The 16,062-nt window shown below is 41.7% G+C and carries 15 protein-coding genes; 7 read left to right on the plus strand and 8 right to left on the minus strand.

Features of this window, described 5'->3' with window-relative positions:
- Nucleotides 1-85: 85 nt before the first annotated feature.
- Together AACZ73_RS02735 and rlmN are read left to right on the plus strand one after the other, a co-directional pair.
- Complete coding sequence (locus AACZ73_RS02735) at nt 86-568, plus strand: peptide deformylase (RefSeq protein WP_339875173.1); 483 nt, start codon at nt 86-88, stop codon at nt 566-568.
- A gap of 67 nt (nt 569-635) precedes the next feature.
- A complete protein-coding gene (gene rlmN / locus AACZ73_RS02740) occupies nt 636-1,703 on the plus strand; it encodes a 23S rRNA (adenine(2503)-C(2))-methyltransferase RlmN (protein WP_339875175.1) in 1,068 nt (355 codons plus the stop codon).
- Between the two features lie 60 nt (nt 1,704-1,763).
- Here rlmN and AACZ73_RS02745 read toward each other — a convergent pair whose 3' ends face one another.
- The 4 genes from AACZ73_RS02745 to AACZ73_RS02760 are packed head-to-tail and all read right to left on the minus strand — an operon-like array spanning nt 1,764 to nt 5,745.
- Nucleotides 1,764-2,702 (minus strand): rhomboid family intramembrane serine protease, encoded by a 939-nt coding sequence (locus tag AACZ73_RS02745; protein WP_339875177.1) that lies wholly within the window; start codon nt 2,700-2,702, stop codon nt 1,764-1,766.
- A gap of 2 nt (nt 2,703-2,704) precedes the next feature.
- Nucleotides 2,705-3,496 carry a rhomboid family intramembrane serine protease gene (locus AACZ73_RS02750; RefSeq protein WP_339875179.1) on the minus strand — a complete coding sequence of 264 codons (792 nt, stop codon included), beginning with the start codon at nt 3,494-3,496 and terminating at the stop codon, nt 2,705-2,707.
- Nucleotide 3,497: 1 nt separating this feature from the next.
- Complete coding sequence (gene mutL / locus AACZ73_RS02755) at nt 3,498-5,339, minus strand: DNA mismatch repair endonuclease MutL (RefSeq protein ID WP_339875181.1); 1,842 nt, start codon at nt 5,337-5,339, stop codon at nt 3,498-3,500.
- Nucleotides 5,332-5,745: a hypothetical protein gene (locus tag AACZ73_RS02760; RefSeq protein WP_339875183.1), complete on the minus strand. Its 414-nt coding sequence runs from the start codon at nt 5,743-5,745 to the stop codon at nt 5,332-5,334. Before AACZ73_RS02760 ends, mutL begins: the two co-directional genes overlap by 8 nt.
- A gap of 269 nt (nt 5,746-6,014) precedes the next feature.
- Here AACZ73_RS02760 and AACZ73_RS02765 point away from each other — a divergent pair, with 269 nt between their 5' ends.
- The gene (locus tag AACZ73_RS02765; protein WP_339875185.1) at nt 6,015-8,975 is read left to right on the plus strand and encodes a glycoside hydrolase family 3 N-terminal domain-containing protein; all 2,961 of its coding nucleotides are present in this window, start codon (nt 6,015-6,017) and stop codon (nt 8,973-8,975) included.
- A gap of 6 nt (nt 8,976-8,981) precedes the next feature.
- Here the strand turns inward: AACZ73_RS02765 and AACZ73_RS02770 are convergent, their stop codons facing one another.
- Nucleotides 8,982-9,932 (minus strand): pyridoxal-phosphate dependent enzyme, encoded by a 951-nt coding sequence (locus AACZ73_RS02770; RefSeq protein WP_339875187.1) that lies wholly within the window; start codon nt 9,930-9,932, stop codon nt 8,982-8,984.
- A gap of 169 nt (nt 9,933-10,101) precedes the next feature.
- Between AACZ73_RS02770 and AACZ73_RS02775 the strand changes: the two genes are divergently transcribed.
- Nucleotides 10,102-10,770: a peptidoglycan DD-metalloendopeptidase family protein gene (locus tag AACZ73_RS02775; RefSeq protein ID WP_339875189.1), complete on the plus strand. Its 669-nt coding sequence runs from the start codon at nt 10,102-10,104 to the stop codon at nt 10,768-10,770.
- Here AACZ73_RS02775 and AACZ73_RS02780 read toward each other — a convergent pair.
- Complete coding sequence (locus AACZ73_RS02780; RefSeq protein ID WP_339875191.1) at nt 10,767-11,537, minus strand: type III pantothenate kinase; 771 nt, start codon at nt 11,535-11,537, stop codon at nt 10,767-10,769. The genes AACZ73_RS02775 and AACZ73_RS02780 overlap by 4 nt on opposite strands.
- Before the next feature lie 61 nt (nt 11,538-11,598).
- Here AACZ73_RS02780 and AACZ73_RS02785 point away from each other — a divergent pair, with 61 nt between their 5' ends.
- From AACZ73_RS02785 to AACZ73_RS02795, 3 genes are all read left to right on the plus strand, one after another.
- Nucleotides 11,599-12,075, plus strand: a complete 477-nt coding sequence (locus AACZ73_RS02785; RefSeq protein ID WP_339875193.1) for a GNAT family N-acetyltransferase — start codon at nt 11,599-11,601, stop codon at nt 12,073-12,075.
- Between the two features lie 80 nt (nt 12,076-12,155).
- Nucleotides 12,156-12,623: an antitoxin Xre/MbcA/ParS toxin-binding domain-containing protein gene (locus tag AACZ73_RS02790; protein WP_339875195.1), complete on the plus strand. Its 468-nt coding sequence runs from the start codon at nt 12,156-12,158 to the stop codon at nt 12,621-12,623.
- 3 nt (nt 12,624-12,626) lie between these two features.
- Nucleotides 12,627-13,085: an RES family NAD+ phosphorylase gene (locus AACZ73_RS02795; protein WP_339875197.1), complete on the plus strand. Its 459-nt coding sequence runs from the start codon at nt 12,627-12,629 to the stop codon at nt 13,083-13,085.
- Nucleotides 13,086-13,188: 103 nt separating this feature from the next.
- On the opposite strand, the gene guaB is transcribed toward AACZ73_RS02795, so the two are convergent.
- Nucleotides 13,189-14,667 (minus strand): IMP dehydrogenase, encoded by a 1,479-nt coding sequence (gene guaB / locus AACZ73_RS02800; protein WP_339875199.1) that lies wholly within the window; start codon nt 14,665-14,667, stop codon nt 13,189-13,191.
- A 206-nt stretch (nt 14,668-14,873) separates the two neighbouring features.
- Nucleotides 14,874-16,061 carry a class I SAM-dependent methyltransferase gene (locus tag AACZ73_RS02805; protein ID WP_339875201.1) on the minus strand — a complete coding sequence of 396 codons (1,188 nt, stop codon included), beginning with the start codon at nt 16,059-16,061 and terminating at the stop codon, nt 14,874-14,876.
- Between the last annotated feature and the right edge of the window lies 1 nt (nt 16,062).

Here is a 16,062-nt window from a genome sequence, read left to right on the forward strand (position 1 = left end):
AGAGGAATTATTAACACCCTGCGAGATTCTCTCGAAGAAAAATCGGGACAGGCTATATGGCCTTTAAAAGACAAATTATAAAAATATGAAAACCATCCACCAAATTCTAAAACTCGGCGATCCCAGACTTTACGAAGTTTGCGAGCCAGTCTTGGAATCCGAACTGGATCAAGTATCGGGTTGGGTGCAGGAATTACACGAGGCCATGGAAGATATTCGGAGGGTTTATGGCTTCGGAAGGGGAATTGCAGCTCCACAGTTGGGGATTAGGAAGCGCATGTTTTACCTAAATCTCGATAAACCCTATGTGATTCTCAACCCTGAACTCAAAAATCTCAGTGACGAGGAGTTTGAGTTATGGGACGATTGCATGAGTTTTCCGAATCTGTTAGTCAGGGTCAGCAGGCACAAATCCCTTACTTTGGTGTATAGAGATGAATATTGGAAAGAGCAGAAATGGGACGTTTCTGGAGCTATTTCAGAATTGATTCAGCATGAATACGATCACTTGGATGGAATCCTGTGTACCATGCGAGCAATTGACCATAAAAGCTTTAAGTGGAAATAATCCCGCACCTACTTTCATGATACTTTGCACTAGGTACTGATACTCCGAAAAGTCTTACCTTTGCATCATGGAAGCAATTCAGAAAAAAGACATCCGTAAGCTATCTCTGGCCCAGTTGGAAGAATTCTTTTTGGCGCATGGAGAAAAGAAATTCCGTGCAAAGCAGGTATATGAATGGCTGTGGAACAAGTCTCTGAAGAACTTTGATGAGATGAGCAATATTTCTCTTAGCACCAGAGAAATGCTCAAAACACATTTTGAGATCAATCATATTTTGGTGGATTTGATGCAGCATTCTACCGATGGCACGATCAAGAATGCGGTGAAGCTTTATGACAATAAGATTGTGGAGTCGGTTTTGATCCCTACAACTAAGCGAATTACGGCTTGTGTATCTTCTCAGGTGGGTTGCAGTTTGGATTGTAATTTTTGTGCGACTGCACGCTTGAAAAGAATGAGAAACTTAAATCCTGATGAAATCTACGATCAGGTAGTGGCTATCAAAGATGAGGCTGAAACTTACTTCCAGCGTCCCTTAACCAATATTGTGTTTATGGGAATGGGGGAGCCACTGTTAAACTATGCGAATGTGCTGGAAGCGATAGATAAAATCACGTCACCTGAAGGATTGGGAATGGCGCCAAGAAGGATTACTGTTTCCACTGTGGGTGTCACCAAAATGATCCGCAAGCTTGCCGATGATGAAGTTCGCTTCAATCTGGCCGTCTCGCTCCACTCTGCGATCAACGAAACCCGGTCACGGCTCATGCCAATCAACGATAGCAATCCAGTGGAAGAGTTGGGTGAATCTCTGAAATATTGGTATGAAAAGACCAAACGCAAAGTCACCTACGAATATGTGATTTGGGAAGGAATCAATGACGATGAGCGGCATGCAAGGGCACTAGCTAAATTCTGTAAAATCATCCCATCTAAAGTCAATCTGATCCAGTACAATCCTATCGACGAAGGAGAATTCCGTCAGGCTAAGCAAGAAGCAGTGGATATGTATGTTCGCGTATTGGAATCACAGGGCATTATTGCTAAAGTGAGAAAATCCCGTGGTCAGGACATCGATGCTGCCTGTGGACAATTGGCTAATAAGAATGAGGTGGCGGAACTGAACGTGGGGTAGTTATTAATTTCCAAACATCGAAATCAACGGTTTCAGATGTTCTATTCTCGCTCTACAGGATTATTTTTTCGAAAACTCAAACAACTTTCGCTTCTCTTCCTTATTTAGTGCTTCGTAGCCACGATCAGCGATTTTATCCAGAATTTTATCTATTTCCTCTTGCGTTGCTTCGTCAGAACTGATTGGCTTAGCTGTAGATTTTGAGGATTTATTAAATGAAGAAAATCCTCCTCCGCTATTGGTTTTAGCTTTGCGATAAGAGACCTTCACCTTGCTTTTTCTCCCTGAAAAAAGATCCTCAAAGAATATCCCAACTTTCTGAACCGGAACTCCCAAATCTATTCCTTTGCGCAGCTGTACAATGTAAAGATAGCCAAGAATTGCACCACCAAGATGAGCCAATTCTCCACCGGCATTTGCTCCAGCAGAATTAGCGAACGATAGAATCACATAGAAGATCGCTATATATTTGATCTTGACGGGACCTAATAGAATAAGGAAAAAGGTAGTATTTGGCGAGAGTGTGGCAGCGCCCACTACTATTGCAAATACTCCCGCACTTGCTCCCAGCATCAAAGAACTGTCTACAGACTGGCTAAAAAAAGGTGCTAAATTGTAAATAAGTACATAAAACAATGCCCCTGCCAAACCTCCCAGAATATATAAATTGGCAAGTTTGCGGCTTCCGAGAAACTGATGGATCAACTGACCAAACCAGAAGAGGAAAAGCATATTGAAAAGAATATGAAATATCCCCTCGTGAAGAAACATGTATGTGAAGATGCTCCACGGCTGGGTAGCTAACCTAGGGAGTGAAGCAGGCATCATAAGGTAGGAAAGTGCTGTAGTATACAGATCTCCCATTCCCCCGATGGTCATGAAAACCCTAAAAATCAACACAACAAAAAACACCAGGATGTTAATAGCAATCAGCTTATACAAGCTGTTGTCGCTGTGCTTGAAAGCGTTACGAAGATTGTCCCAAAAGTTACCGTACATAATTAATAAAAACTGTTTCTGTCTTTTTTCCAGAAGTAAACCAAAACTCCACCGATCACCAGTCCGCTGAGGTGGGCAAAGTGAGCTACATTATCCTGCGGATTATTCACAAATACGTTATATATGGTATAAAGGCTATATAAAAGCACCATATATTTCGCTTTGATTGGGATCGGAGGAAAAAGCAACATGAGCTGCGTATTAGGAAAAAGCATGGCAAATGCAATCAAAACACCAAAGAGTGCACCAGATGCTCCTACCATCGGTACATTTCCTTGAATACTCACGATTGCGTCGAGCGTTTGCTTAGCTTGAGTGATATTGTTAGGATCTTCAGGATTTCTGCTATAGGCGTCTACAAAATCAAAAACCGAGCGCTGAAAAAAGCCACGGTTTTCCAACACCAATTTATTAAAGGTGTCTGGATCAGGGTTACTTTGAAATATGGCGACTTTCGCTTCCAAATTATTCATTCTATAGGCTGTATATCCGGAATAAAGAACTCCCGAACCCACGCCACAAACCATCCATAAAATCAACAATTTCTTTGGCCCCAAAAACTGCTCGAGCAAAGGTCCGAAAATCAACAACCCAAACATATTTCCGAACAAATGCCAGAAATCTGCATGCATGAACATGTAGGTCAAAAACTGGAATGGTTTGAAATAAGGGCTATGAATATAGTATAGCGCAAACCAACTATTGAGTTGGGGGAAAATAAATTGCGAAACAATTAGTAGTCCTACATTGATGATTAGTAGGTTTTGAACTACAGGAGTAATATTTCTAAACATGCTATTTGCCGAAGAAAGAATGAATACTGCTTAAATCTAATTTCACGAATGTTTTGTTCCCTCCTAGTCCATAATTCGGGTTTTGGCAGGCAAAAAGTTGCCCGACAAGCGTTTCCATTTCCTGTGAATTCAGTTTTTGTCCTTTTTTCAAGGACGATTTTCGCGCCAAAGATCGCGCAAGATTTTCTCTGGTGTCGAGCGAAAGCTCACTTTTAAAATGCTTGTATTGTTCGAGAAGCCCTTCGAAAAGCTCCTTTTCATTTTTAACTTGTATATCCGCAGGTACGCCCTGAATGAGTACAGTATCCCTGCCAAATTCAGAAACCATAAAGCCCAAACTGTGCAATTCTGGCATAATATCCATCACCAACGCATAATCAGAAGATCCTAAATTAATTGCCGGTGGAAAAAGGCATTGTTGTGAAGTGCCTTGAGATAGTTTCAGTTGGCGCGAATAACGCTCATAAAGTATTCGCTCATGAGCCGTCTGCTGATCTATAATCAAAAATCCAGTTGACATCTGAGCAACTACATAGCTCAGTTCGACTTGAAATGTGGTACCAGTAGAATCAGTCTCTGCTGGCTTAGGGATGAATTCCGTAGCCTCGTCTGGTTTAGCCTTACTTTCAAAAGTCAGAACTTCTGTTTCATCTGATGCAGAGGCTCTTTCGCTAGTCCTTTGTTGAGTTCCTTCAAATAGTTTTTCCCATCCTGAAGTGCTGGCTTGCTTGAATTCCGGTGTATTATAAGTTTTATAGCTGTATTCCCTGTCCACTTGCACTTTTCTTTCAGGATCCTTGTCCCACTTTTCATTGAAATTCACATCCAGACTAAAATCCAGAGAGGGAACTACGTGATGTGCTCCCAGCGCCTGCTTTACCGCAGATCGAATTACAGCATAGATAGTCCGCTCATCGTCAAACTTGATTTCTGTTTTAGTCGGATGAACATTGATATCGATATGTGAGGGATCTATTTCCAGGAAAAGCACATAGAATGGATGCTGATCTGACTGTAGCAATCCTTCGAAAGCCGAGCTGACTGCGTGGTTAAGATAACTGGATTTGATGAAGCGGTTATTCACAAAGAAAAACTGCTCACCACGGGTTTTCTTGGCATTTTCAGGTTTCCCTATGTAGCCCTTCACATTCACATGCGGAGTAAGCTCCTCGCATGGCACCAGCTGCCCTTGATAGTTTCTACCAAAAAGTCCAACAATTCTATGGCTGAGTTTACCTGGAGTAAGACTGTATACTTCAAGGTCTTGCTGAAAAAGGGAAAATCCTATCTCATTATAAGATAGAGCTACCCGCTGAAATTCGTCCACGATATGACGCATTTCTACGGGATTAGACTTTAGGAAATTTCTTCGGGCAGGAACGTTATAAAACAGGTTTTTCATGGAAACTGACGTTCCAACGTTCCCGGCAAATGGCTCCTGCTTTTTCACTTCCGAGCCTTCAATTTGAATTAGTGTTCCAAGCTCAGCTTCAACTTGACGGGTTTTCAGTTCTACTTGAGCCACTGCAGCGATAGAAGCCAATGCCTCTCCGCGAAACCCAAAAGTACGTATGGAAAATAGATCGCTTGAGCTCCGGATTTTAGAGGTTGCATGTCGCTCAAAGCTCATTCTGGCATCTGTAGCAGACATGCCTTTACCATTGTCTATGACTTGAATAAGCTGTTTGCCTGACTCCTTTACGACCACTTGTATTTGGGTAGCGCCGGCATCCACTGCATTTTCAAGTAATTCCTTAAGTGCGGATGCAGGTCTCTGAACTACTTCTCCAGCTGCGATTTGATTAGCTATCGCATCGGGAAGGAGTTGTATGATATCACTCATGTTTCTTCTTGGGTTTTAGCCTGAAGAAAAAATAAATCCCGGCACCTATTGCTACCGCATATGCGATATATTCAAATATAACTGGACCCAAATATACATATCCGAATATCGAACCAAACAGCAATAGAAAAATGAAGGTTCTTATCATTGCGGTGGAGGCAAAGACGTTTAATCCATCCCGCTCTTTAATCCCTTTGTGCTGCGCAAAAGACCCGCGGATGCCAGCACCATACGAGCCAAAGTCCCGTGGAGTACCATCACTTTTTTCCAAAAGCCCCTGTGCTTCCAATTCCCTTTTGATTAGGGAGGTTCTTTGTTCGATTTCCTCCCGCACAGGATCGTAATACCGAGGTTTAACATCAAATCTAGTCGGAGCTGCAGTGCGAAATACGGAAGGAAATTTCATAGCTATTTAAATTTTAATTCGGGTTCCACGTTAAGTAAAAGCACATTGAAGGAATAAGTTCCGGTATATCGACCAGATATCAAATTTATGCCCTTTTTAACCTGATTTAGGAAACGATGTTCCCTAATCATTGAGTATATTCAACTAAATAAGTCCTACACTTCGTAATTTGAAGTAGTGCTGGAAATTTATAGACTTGCAAGAAGGATCTTATATCGGTCGATATACAAATTTATTTAGAAAGTTAAGGATTAAAAATTTACTCAAGAATGAGCAATAAGCTTTGGAGAGTTTTCGCAGTTGGCATTATAGCTCTTATTTTTTCCTCAGGGAAAATAGATGAATCATTAGAAGTGGCCGATCCACTCTCTACCACAGATTCAATGGCCCAGATTAATTGGGTGGATTCTGTATTCAATAGCCTCACCTTAGATGAGCGCTTGGGACAGCTTTTTATGATTGCCGCCTACTCAAACAAGGATCAAAAGCATGTGGATGAAATCAGTAACCTTGTGAAAACCGAGAATCTTGGAGGATTGATTTTTTTTCAGGGAGGACCGGATAGACAAGCTCGGCTCACCAATTACTATCAAGCACAGTCCAAAACTCCACTTTTTATCGCTATGGATGCTGAATGGGGCATCAGCATGCGGTTAGATTCTGTACCCGATTTCCCTAAAGCTATGACACTTGGGGCAGTCCAGGACGAGGAGTTGGTGTATAAAATGGGGAAAGAAATGGCCCGCCAATTTAAAGAGTTGGGCATGCACATCAACTTTGCGCCGGTGGTCGATGTGAATTCCAATCCTGAAAATCCTGTGATTGGGTATAGAGCTTTTGGTGGAAATAGGGAAGTAGTCACCAAACATGCGGTATCGTATATGAAAGGGCTTCAGGAAAATGGAGTTATTGCCAACGCCAAACATTTTCCAGGTCACGGAGATACAGAGGCTGATAGTCATTACTCCTTACCGGTGATCAAGAATCCTGAGCAGCGTATTTGGGATGTGGATTTGTATCCCTATCAGGAGCTTTTTAAAGAAAATCTGATGTCAGTAATGGTAGCGCACTTGAATGTGCCAAGCCTGGATGATACAGGAAATATTCCTACTAGCCTTTCTAAAAAAGTGGTGACCGATTTGCTGCAAAAGCGGATGAATTTTCAAGGGCTCATTTTTACCGATGCGCTAAACATGAAAGGAGTGGCAGTCGCCAATGCACCGGGAGAAGTTGATCTGAAGGCATTACTGGCAGGAAATGACGTCCTGCTATATTCACAGGATGTGCCCAAAGCTAAAGCGCTGATCAAAAACGCGGTGACGGAAGGAAAAATAACAGAAAAAGAGATAGACCGAAGAGTTAAGAAGATTTTACGCGCAAAATATTGGGCAGGACTCAATGAATATAAGCCAATAGACACTTATAAACTTGTAGAAAGGCTAGACACCCCGGAGACTGAAACTATCATAGAGGAATTGTATGCCGATGCAATGACTGTGGCCGTAAACAAGAATGATTTACTTCCTTTTCAATTTTTGGATCTCACTAGTTTCGCAAGTTTGAGTATTGGAGATGAGGGGAAAGATTTTCAGAAGTATCTAAGCAAATACACGAAGTTTGATCATTTCAGCATTGAAAAGGCATCAAACGAAACTACTCATTATAATACCATCAAACAGCTGGAAGACTACGATGTAGTTGTCGTTGGCCTGATGGGCTTAACGAACAGCCCAAAAAGAAATTTCGGGATTTCTCCAAGTGACATTCAACTGATTAAGGATTTAGCAAAGCGTCAAAAAGTTGTAACCGTTCTTTTTGGGAATGCTTACGCTGCCCAACAATTAGAAGGAATAGGCAACGTCGTTTTTGCTTACGAAAATACCCCGGCTACTCAGAAGCTCGCTCCACAGATATTATTTGGTGCCAGAGCTGCGAAAGGTATACTGCCTGTCACAGTAAATGGGGAGTTTTCTCATGGAGTGGGTGGTTATCTGGCTCCTGCGAATAGGCTTTCCTATGGCACTCCAGAAAGTGTAGGAATCGACGGAAAAATCCTGGATAAAATAGATGCAGTGGCTGAAAAAGCAATACGAATCCAAGCTACGCCTGGAGCAAATGTATTGGTGGTAAAGGACGGCAAAGTCGTATTCGAGAGGTCTTACGGTAAGTTGGAATACAAGTCCAGCCCAAACATGAATTCTGAAACAGTTTTTGATTTGGCTTCAATCACCAAAGTCTTAGCCACCACTCAGGCTGTTATGTTCCTTGAGAGTAGAGGGGAATTGGATATGGGAAATTATCTACAGGATTATCTGCCAGAACTTAAGGGCACCAATAAAGGAAAATTGATACTGAGTGATGTGATGGCGCATGAAGCAGGCTTGGTAGCATTTATCCCATATTATGCCAGAACTGTTGAAGCTGGACAATGGAGAGGCGATTATTATAAGCCCGCTCCCTCTCCTGGATTTTCCAGAGCAGTGTCTAATGACATGTATGGAATGGATGCCCTCCGGGATAGTATCTGGCATTGGACAGTGGATTCAAAAATAACACCGATTCCTAGAGGGGCCAGTAAGCATGCTTATGTATATTCTGATTTAACCATGTATTTGATGCAGGCGGTAGTAGAGCGAATCGTAAATCAGCCTATGGAAGATTTCCTTGATCAAAACTTCTATGGTCCTTTAGGGCTCAATACCATGACTTTCAACCCTGCTATGAAAATGCCGATTGACAATATCGCTCCTACAGAGAATGATATTACTTTCAGAAAAAGACAAGTTCAGGGATATGTACATGATCCTGGAGCGGCTATGTTCGGCGGTGTGGCAGGTCATGCAGGGCTATTTGGCAAAGCAAATGACTTAGCAGTGATGATGCAAATGATGCTTAACGGCGGAAGTTATGGCAATGTAAATCTGATCAATCCTGAGACTGTAAATAAATTTACCAAAAATCAGTCCCGTCAAAGCCGTAGAGGGTGGGGATGGGACAAGCCAGATACTCAGGCTGGCAAAGGAGGTTCTGCTGGTGACTTGGCTCCAAAATCTACTTTTGGACATACTGGATTCACGGGCACCTGTGTATGGGCCGACCCCGAAAATAATCTGATTTATGTATTCTTATCCAATCGTGTCTATCCAGATGCTACCAATACCAAATTGCTAAAAGAAGGAATCCGAACTGATATCCATGATATCATCTATGAGGCCATGGGTAAGAAATAGCTTTCACTAGAAAGGCAACTTACCCAGATCCACATTTCCTCCTGAAAGAATAATTCCGACTTTTTTTCCTCGGAATCTATCTTGATTTGCAAGCAAAGCTGCTAAGGGCACAGCGCAGGAAGGTTCTACGACGATCTTCATCCGCTCATAAATCAATCGCATTGCTTCTATGATCTGCGGGTCGGTCGCTAGCAAAATATCAGAGACAAATTCCTTTATCAATTCGAAGTTCAAAACTCCTAAAGAGGTCAATAAACCATCAGCGATGGTATTCGGCCCAGACTGTGGGATAATTTTTCCGGCATGGAAAGACTGAAATGCATCGTCTGCCCCCTGAGGTTCAGCAGCAATTACTTCGATATTTGAATTTAAATAATGTGCAGTTAGTGCCGTTCCACCTAGCAAACCTCCACCTCCAACAGGAGCCATTATAATATCTAGATCGCTTTGATCTTCGATTAGCTCAAGAGCGCAAGTTGCTTGACCTTCGATCACGTCCATAAAATCATAAGGAGGAATAAAAGTAGCACCAGTCTTTTTCACAACTTCTTGCAGTGTGGTTTCTCTAGCTTTAAGGTTGGGTTCACATTCGATGATTTCACCGCCATATCCTTTCACTGCTTTTTTTTTGATCTCTGGTGCATTTGATGGCATGACGATGTAGGCTGGAATCCCAGCGACTGAAGCCGCCCTTGCTAATGCTGCAGCATGATTTCCACTACTATGAGTTGCTACTCCTTTTGCTTTCTGGGATTCAGTAAGTTTCATCACCGCATTTGCCGCACCACGTGCTTTAAATGCACCAACTTTCTGGAAGTTTTCGCACTTAAAAAATATATCGCATCCCGCGATTTCGTTTATCGCAGAAGAATTCAAGACTGGAGTCCTGTGAATAAATGGCTGAATGCGCTCTTGCGCTGCCTCTATATCATCTAAAGTCGGAAAAACAGTTTTCATCTGATTATTTTTTATTTTAATGGTCAGATGGAATCTCGCAGAGTGAATAATTCAATTCTCTTTTGCCATGCTCGATTTCATTTGCTGAAATTAACGAGAAAAAGAGAAAGGAGATTTAGGGATTGAAGAAATAGTTGACCGACTTCAACATGATTATTTATCTTCAGGCATGAATTGGAATGAGATGGATTTTTTCCCGGTAATGGGAGAAAAGCTGAATTTAGAAAACACTGTCAAATTGGATTTTAGCCCATCAAATCCAGATTTGGAAATCTTGGACTTATCAAATACTGCTAAGTTTGATGAATATGTGACTAAGCAAATCAAGAATTCTGGCAGTACCTATGGAGTTGGGGGCTATTTAGAGCATAGAGCTATTTACCGAAGAAGTGCTGTATTTGCTACTTCAGAAGCTGATTTCCGAAATATTCATCTTGGAGTGGATATCTGGACTGAAGCTGGAGCACAAGTATATTCCCCTTTGGACGGAAAAATTCACAGCTTTCAGGACAATGCAGGTTTCGGGAATTATGGAGCTACCATCATTTTAGAACATGAGGTTTTTGAAAAAAAGCTCTATTCCCTTTATGGTCATCTTTTACTATCTGATCTTGACAACTTAAAAATCGGACAAAAAATCAAAGCTGGAGACCTCATCGCTCATGTTGGTCCTTTTCCGGAAAATGGCGATTGGCCACCACATTTACATTTCCAATTAGTGTGGGATTTGATGGGTAACAATGGTGACTTTCCAGGGGTTTGTTCCAAGCGGGATGTGGATATTTATCAGGCGAATTGCCCGGACCCTAATCTTATTCTGCGAAGTGAAGTTCTTTAGGAATTAGCTTTTGTAATCAATCGCAATCCTTCAAGCGTCAAATTTCTGTCTATTTCCTCGAAAACTTCAGCTAGTGGAGTTAATACAGCCGAAAGTCCTCCAGTGGCAATAACGTGGAATTTTTGCTTCGTTTCATTTTCAATTGCTTCCAGCATTCCCTTTACCAAACCTGTGTATCCATATAAAATCCCTGCTTGAATGGCATGAACAGTGTTTTGACCAAGCGCCGATTCCGGCATCTTCAAATCTACTTCCGGGAGTTTTGAAGTGTTCTTGAAAAGCGAATTGAGTGCAGTTTTCAGCCCAGGAACGATATTGACACCTATGATTTCACCTACTTCATTTACAACAGTAAAAGTCAAAGCTGTACCAAAATCCACAACAACTATTGCCTTTTCGTACTGCGAAAATGCTGCCATCGCATTACACATCAGGTCAGTACCAATTTCATTTGGGCGAAGGGTTTTTACAGGAAGCTTGCCAAAACTGGCTGGGGAAATAAGATAAGGCTGCGTACGGAAAAAGTTCTCACAAAATTGAAGAATCTGCTCATTTATCTCTGGCACTACAGAACTAAACCCGATCTGCTTTATATCTGAAGGACTGATTTCATGCTCCAAAAAATACATCGGGACTTTTTTGTGAAGCTGGGCGGCGAATTTTGCGGCATGTGTTTCGATCCGGAAGTGATTTTTCCAGTTTTCACCCACTTCATCATATAGCGCAAAAACTACATTTGAATTCCCCGCATCTATTGCTAAAAACATTGTTTCTCGGATTTGATTAAATTAGCCTTCCCAAAATTAATCGGATTATTAAACTTTGAACATGTATACTTTAAGAGAAGGAAAAATCGAGGATCTCCCTAGGGTGTTGGAATTGATAAATGAGCTCGCACTTTACGAAAAAGCTCCTGAGCAAGTGACCAACACGCTGGAAATGATGGAAAAAGATGGATTTGGAGAAAATCCTGTTTTTGGAACATTTCTTTGTGTAAAAGACGAGACTTCAGAGATCGTGGGTCTTGCGATTTATTATTATCGCTACAGTACTTGGAAAGGAAGAAGAATTTACCTTGAAGATCTGGTGGTAACCCAATCTGAGCGAGGAAATGGCGCAGGAAAATTACTCTTTGACCGCATCATGAAAAAAGGTCTGGAAGAAAATTGCACAGGAATGATGTGGCAGGTGCTAGACTGGAACGAACCCGCAATTAATTTCTATAGAAAGTATGGAGCAACATTAGAAGCCGGCTGGTTAAATGCTCATCTACAGGATTATGAAATCCAGCAAATTCTTAAGTAAAATTTTTATTGCAAATACAATATTCTCGTATTGTATTTGCAATATAAACTTGTATATTAGAGTTAATTAATAAGATAGCTATGACGCACACTTGGAAAATATCGTTTGAGGAGGCTGGTGCTGAGACCATACTTACTGGTCATGATTCGTATTATTTTTTCCAAGAGGTTTTTTCCACAGTGAGCGAGCCAGCCGCAGTGTATGATGTTTCTGTTACATTTCATGATACAGGAGAGATTTTTGACTTTTTAGATTTTACTCAGCAGGATGTATCTGAGATGCTAGAGGTAGATCCGAGTACACTTTCGCGCTGGCGCAAAGAAGATAGAAAGCTCTCCAAAATGCTTACTAAGAGTATTTTGGAGATGGATCAAGTGATTGCCAAAGGCATCAGGATTTTCGGTTCCGAAGAGTTGCTATCGCAATGGCTGCACACTGAGAATTCATCTCTTGGAGGTCAAAAGCCATCCACACTTATGAAGAGTCCTTATGGTGTCGATCGTGTGAATGAGGCCATTGAGGCTATTTCTTGGGGTTCTATTCTATAGGAAGTGAGGTATTTCCGACTAATTGAAAATCTAGTAGGTAGAAGTTCGCTTGGCTTTGGTATAGGGGCCGGAAGGTGGAATCAATACGGGACACCAATTATCTATGGATGCAGTGCTTCATCCCTTAATTTTCTGGAGCTTCTAAGTATAAAAGGGCCTGTAGTTACAAAAAGTAAGTGGAAGCTGGTGATACTTGAGATACAAACTCCAATACCTGAATTAGATGCTTCGCTGTTACCGTCAGACTGGAAAAATATACCCCATCCTAAATCAACTCAGGAATTTGGTACAGCCTGGGCAAGAGGGATGATTTCTCCTTCTCTTAAAATCCCCTCCTGTGGAATTCCTTTAAAAAGCTATCCAAGTGAGCATAATCTGTTAATCAATCCTCTCCATCCTGATTTTCAAAATTTAGTGAAAGTAGTGGAAGAATGGGATGTGAGCTTTGAGGTGAATTCTTAGAATTCTAAAATTGGAAAATTGGAAGATTAAAAATTCTATTGCTAGTAAAACAAAAAACCGGCTAATGCCGGTCTCTTGTCAATATTTCTATTCTCCTCGCTTGTTATCCTTTCAAGCTATAGTTAGGAGCTTCTCTAGTCACAGATACATCGTGAGGATGTGATTCTTTCACACCTGCTGCAGTGATTTTTACGAATTTTCCGTTTTTCTGAAGATCTTCAATAGTCTGAGTTCCGCAGTAACCCATACCAGCCTGAAGCCCACCTACCAACTGATAAAGAACCTCAGAAACTAATCCTTTGAAAGGAACACGGCCTACGATTCCTTCCGGAACCAGCTTTTTGATATTGTCTTCAGCGTCTTGGAAATAACGGTCTTTGGAACCTGATTCCATTGCTTCTAGCGAACCCATTCCTCTGTAAGACTTGAATTTTCTTCCTTGGAAAATGATCATTTCACCTGGAGCTTCCTCTGTTCCTGCCAGTAAAGAACCAATCATAATGGAGCTTCCGCCTGCAGCAATCGCTTTAACTAAATCACCTGAATAGCGAATTCCACCATCTGCGATTACTGGTACTCCGCGACCTTTTAATGCTTCAGAACATTCAAACACTGCAGATAATTGAGGAACACCTACACCTGCAATGATTCTAGTAGTACAGATAGAACCCGGGCCAACCCCAACTTTTACCGCATCAGCTCCTGCATCTGCTAGTGCAATTGCTGCTTCAGGAGTAGCAATATTTCCTACAATCACTTCCAGATCAGGGAAAGCATCTTTGATTTTTCTACAAGTTTCGATTACTCCTTTTGAGTGGCCGTGAGCAGTATCGATAGAAACCACGTCAACACCTGCATTTTTCAATGCTTCTACTCGCTCCACAATGTCTGCAGTCACACCAACTGCTGCTCCTACACGAAGTCTTCCAAACTCATCCTTGCAAGCATTTGGCTTGTCTTTTCTCTTCAAAATATCCTTATAAGTAATCAAGCCAGTTAGCTTGTACTCATCGTCAACGATTGGAAGTTTCTCGATTTTATATTCTTGGAGAATCTCTTCTGCTTGCTCTAGTGATACACCAGATTTAGCCGTAATGAGGTTGTCAATGGTCATGATCTCACGAATAGGGCGATCCTGATCTTTAATGAAGCGAAGATCACGGTTGGTAATAATACCCTTCAAAACCTTATTTTCATCGACTACAGGAATACCACCGATATGATATTCACGCATGATAGTCTCAGCATCCCTAACTTTCGCATCAATATGAAGCGTAATAGGATCGAGGATCATACCAGCCTGCGAACGCTTTACTTTACGCACTTGCGCTGCCTGCTGCTCGATAGACATGTTTTTGTGAACAAATCCAAGACCACCCTCAAGAGCAATGGCAATAGCCAATTCAGCTTCAGTAACCGTGTCCATAGCAGCGGAAACCAAAGGAATGTTTAGTCTGATTTTCTTGGTGAGTTGGGTAGAGGTATTCGTGTCGCGTGGAAGGACTTCTGAATAACCTGGGACAAGAAGCACATCGTCGTAGGTGAGTGCTTCGTAAAGGAACTTGTCGGAATTTCTATTCATGGCAAATATTGGTATGGAGGTAACCCTATTTGCCCGTCAAAGTTACACACAAAATTTAATGCCAAACTAATCCAATCCAAAATAAATTTGGAATAGGAAGCTATTTCTAGTCCAAACCAAACATCAGGGGAGGAAGGAAATAGTTTGAAACCGAATTTTGTGATCAGGTTTTATTTCTATATTCAGCTTAAATAAAGAGAATAAACTTACTTTTTCTGCAGCCTCGCAATATAAAACCCATCAAAGCCACTCTCTTGCGCTAGGACTTTCTGATCTTCGATCAATGTAAAGTCTTTGCCAGCTTCGCTTTCCAGAAATTTGGCAATTTGGTCTTGATTTTCAGAGGGTAAAATACTGCAAGTAGCATAGACCATCTGGCCACCTGACTTAACCATGGAAGGATAGCTTTGAAGAATTTCCTGCTGCGTTTGACGTACTTTCTCTATGGATTCTTCACTAAGTTTCCACTTGGTGTCAGGATTTCTACGAAGCACACCTAGTCCAGAACAAGGAACATCTAAAAGTAATCTGTCGGCTGTTTCCTTCATTCGTTTGATGGTCTTGGAACCTTCAATTACCTTTCGCTCAATGATGGAAACTCCGTCTCGGCGCGCTCTAAGCTTTGTTTGCTGTAGTTTCCATTCTTCCACATCCATTGAAAGAACTTTCCCTTTGTTCTGCATCAAAGCGGCTATGTGAAGCGATTTTCCTCCAGCACCTGCACATGCATCGATTACCCGCATTCCCGGCTCCACAGCAAGTGCAGCGGCAACTAATTGCGAAGAGGCATCTTGTACTTCAAAGTGACCTTCTTTAAAAGCAGGATTTCGGAATACGTTTGTACGTTCATCCAGAATCAAGGCATCCGGATAACCTTTGATAATATGGGTATGGATATTATCCTCCGCCAATCTATTTTTCAGACGCTCGCGGGTAGTCTTAAGCGTATTTACACGCAATACTACTTGAGCTTCCTGATTCAAACTGTGGATTTCAGCTTCCCATTTGTCTCCCAATTCTTTCTTTCCTAGATCAAAAAGCCAATCAGGGACAGACTCCAATTTGGCTGGATCATCCAGTTTCTCGTACTTTTCTTTAAGCTTGTCAGGGTTGATTTTTGCAAACTCTTCCCATGGTGGAAGTGTGTGTCCCTGCATCAACCAATAGGTTCCAAAAAGATCATAGGGCTCCTTACTTGGGCTCAAATAATTGATTAAACGCCACCAACGAACCATCTCATAGGTAGTCTCAGCAATGAAAGAACGATCTCTCGCCCCCCATTTTGGATTGGATTTCAGTGTTCTTTCGATTACTTTATCAGCGTACTGACCTTCTTCAAAAATGGCTGCAAGTGCGGTATGAACTCCGCGGATCGTGTTGTTGTGTAGCTTCATC

Source organism: uncultured Algoriphagus sp. (assembly GCF_963974835.1).
Lineage (GTDB): Bacteria > Bacteroidota > Bacteroidia > Cytophagales > Cyclobacteriaceae > Algoriphagus.

What these genes read in the sequence shown, in the direction of transcription:
- mutL (WP_339875181.1), bottom strand. Translation starts at nt 5,339, where the DNA reads ATGAGTGATATCATACAACTCCTTCCCGATGCGATAGCTAATCAAATC.
- AACZ73_RS02785 (WP_339875193.1), top strand. Translation starts at nt 11,599, where the DNA reads ATGTATACTTTAAGAGAAGGAAAAATCGAGGATCTCCCTAGGGTGTTG.
- AACZ73_RS02805 (WP_339875201.1), bottom strand. Translation starts at nt 16,061, where the DNA reads ATGAAGCTACACAACAACACGATCCGCGGAGTTCATACCGCACTTGCA.
- AACZ73_RS02780 (WP_339875191.1), bottom strand. Translation starts at nt 11,537, where the DNA reads ATGTTTTTAGCAATAGATGCGGGGAATTCAAATGTAGTTTTTGCGCTA.
- rlmN (WP_339875175.1), top strand. Translation starts at nt 636, where the DNA reads ATGGAAGCAATTCAGAAAAAAGACATCCGTAAGCTATCTCTGGCCCAG.
- guaB (WP_339875199.1), bottom strand. Translation starts at nt 14,667, where the DNA reads ATGAATAGAAATTCCGACAAGTTCCTTTACGAAGCACTCACCTACGAC.
- AACZ73_RS02765 (WP_339875185.1), top strand. Translation starts at nt 6,015, where the DNA reads ATGAGCAATAAGCTTTGGAGAGTTTTCGCAGTTGGCATTATAGCTCTT.
- AACZ73_RS02735 (WP_339875173.1), top strand. Translation starts at nt 86, where the DNA reads ATGAAAACCATCCACCAAATTCTAAAACTCGGCGATCCCAGACTTTAC.
- AACZ73_RS02745 (WP_339875177.1), bottom strand. Translation starts at nt 2,702, where the DNA reads ATGTACGGTAACTTTTGGGACAATCTTCGTAACGCTTTCAAGCACAGC.
- AACZ73_RS02760 (WP_339875183.1), bottom strand. Translation starts at nt 5,745, where the DNA reads ATGAAATTTCCTTCCGTATTTCGCACTGCAGCTCCGACTAGATTTGAT.
- AACZ73_RS02775 (WP_339875189.1), top strand. Translation starts at nt 10,102, where the DNA reads ATGAATTGGAATGAGATGGATTTTTTCCCGGTAATGGGAGAAAAGCTG.
- AACZ73_RS02750 (WP_339875179.1), bottom strand. Translation starts at nt 3,496, where the DNA reads ATGTTTAGAAATATTACTCCTGTAGTTCAAAACCTACTAATCATCAAT.
- AACZ73_RS02770 (WP_339875187.1), bottom strand. Translation starts at nt 9,932, where the DNA reads ATGAAAACTGTTTTTCCGACTTTAGATGATATAGAGGCAGCGCAAGAG.
- AACZ73_RS02790 (WP_339875195.1), top strand. Translation starts at nt 12,156, where the DNA reads ATGACGCACACTTGGAAAATATCGTTTGAGGAGGCTGGTGCTGAGACC.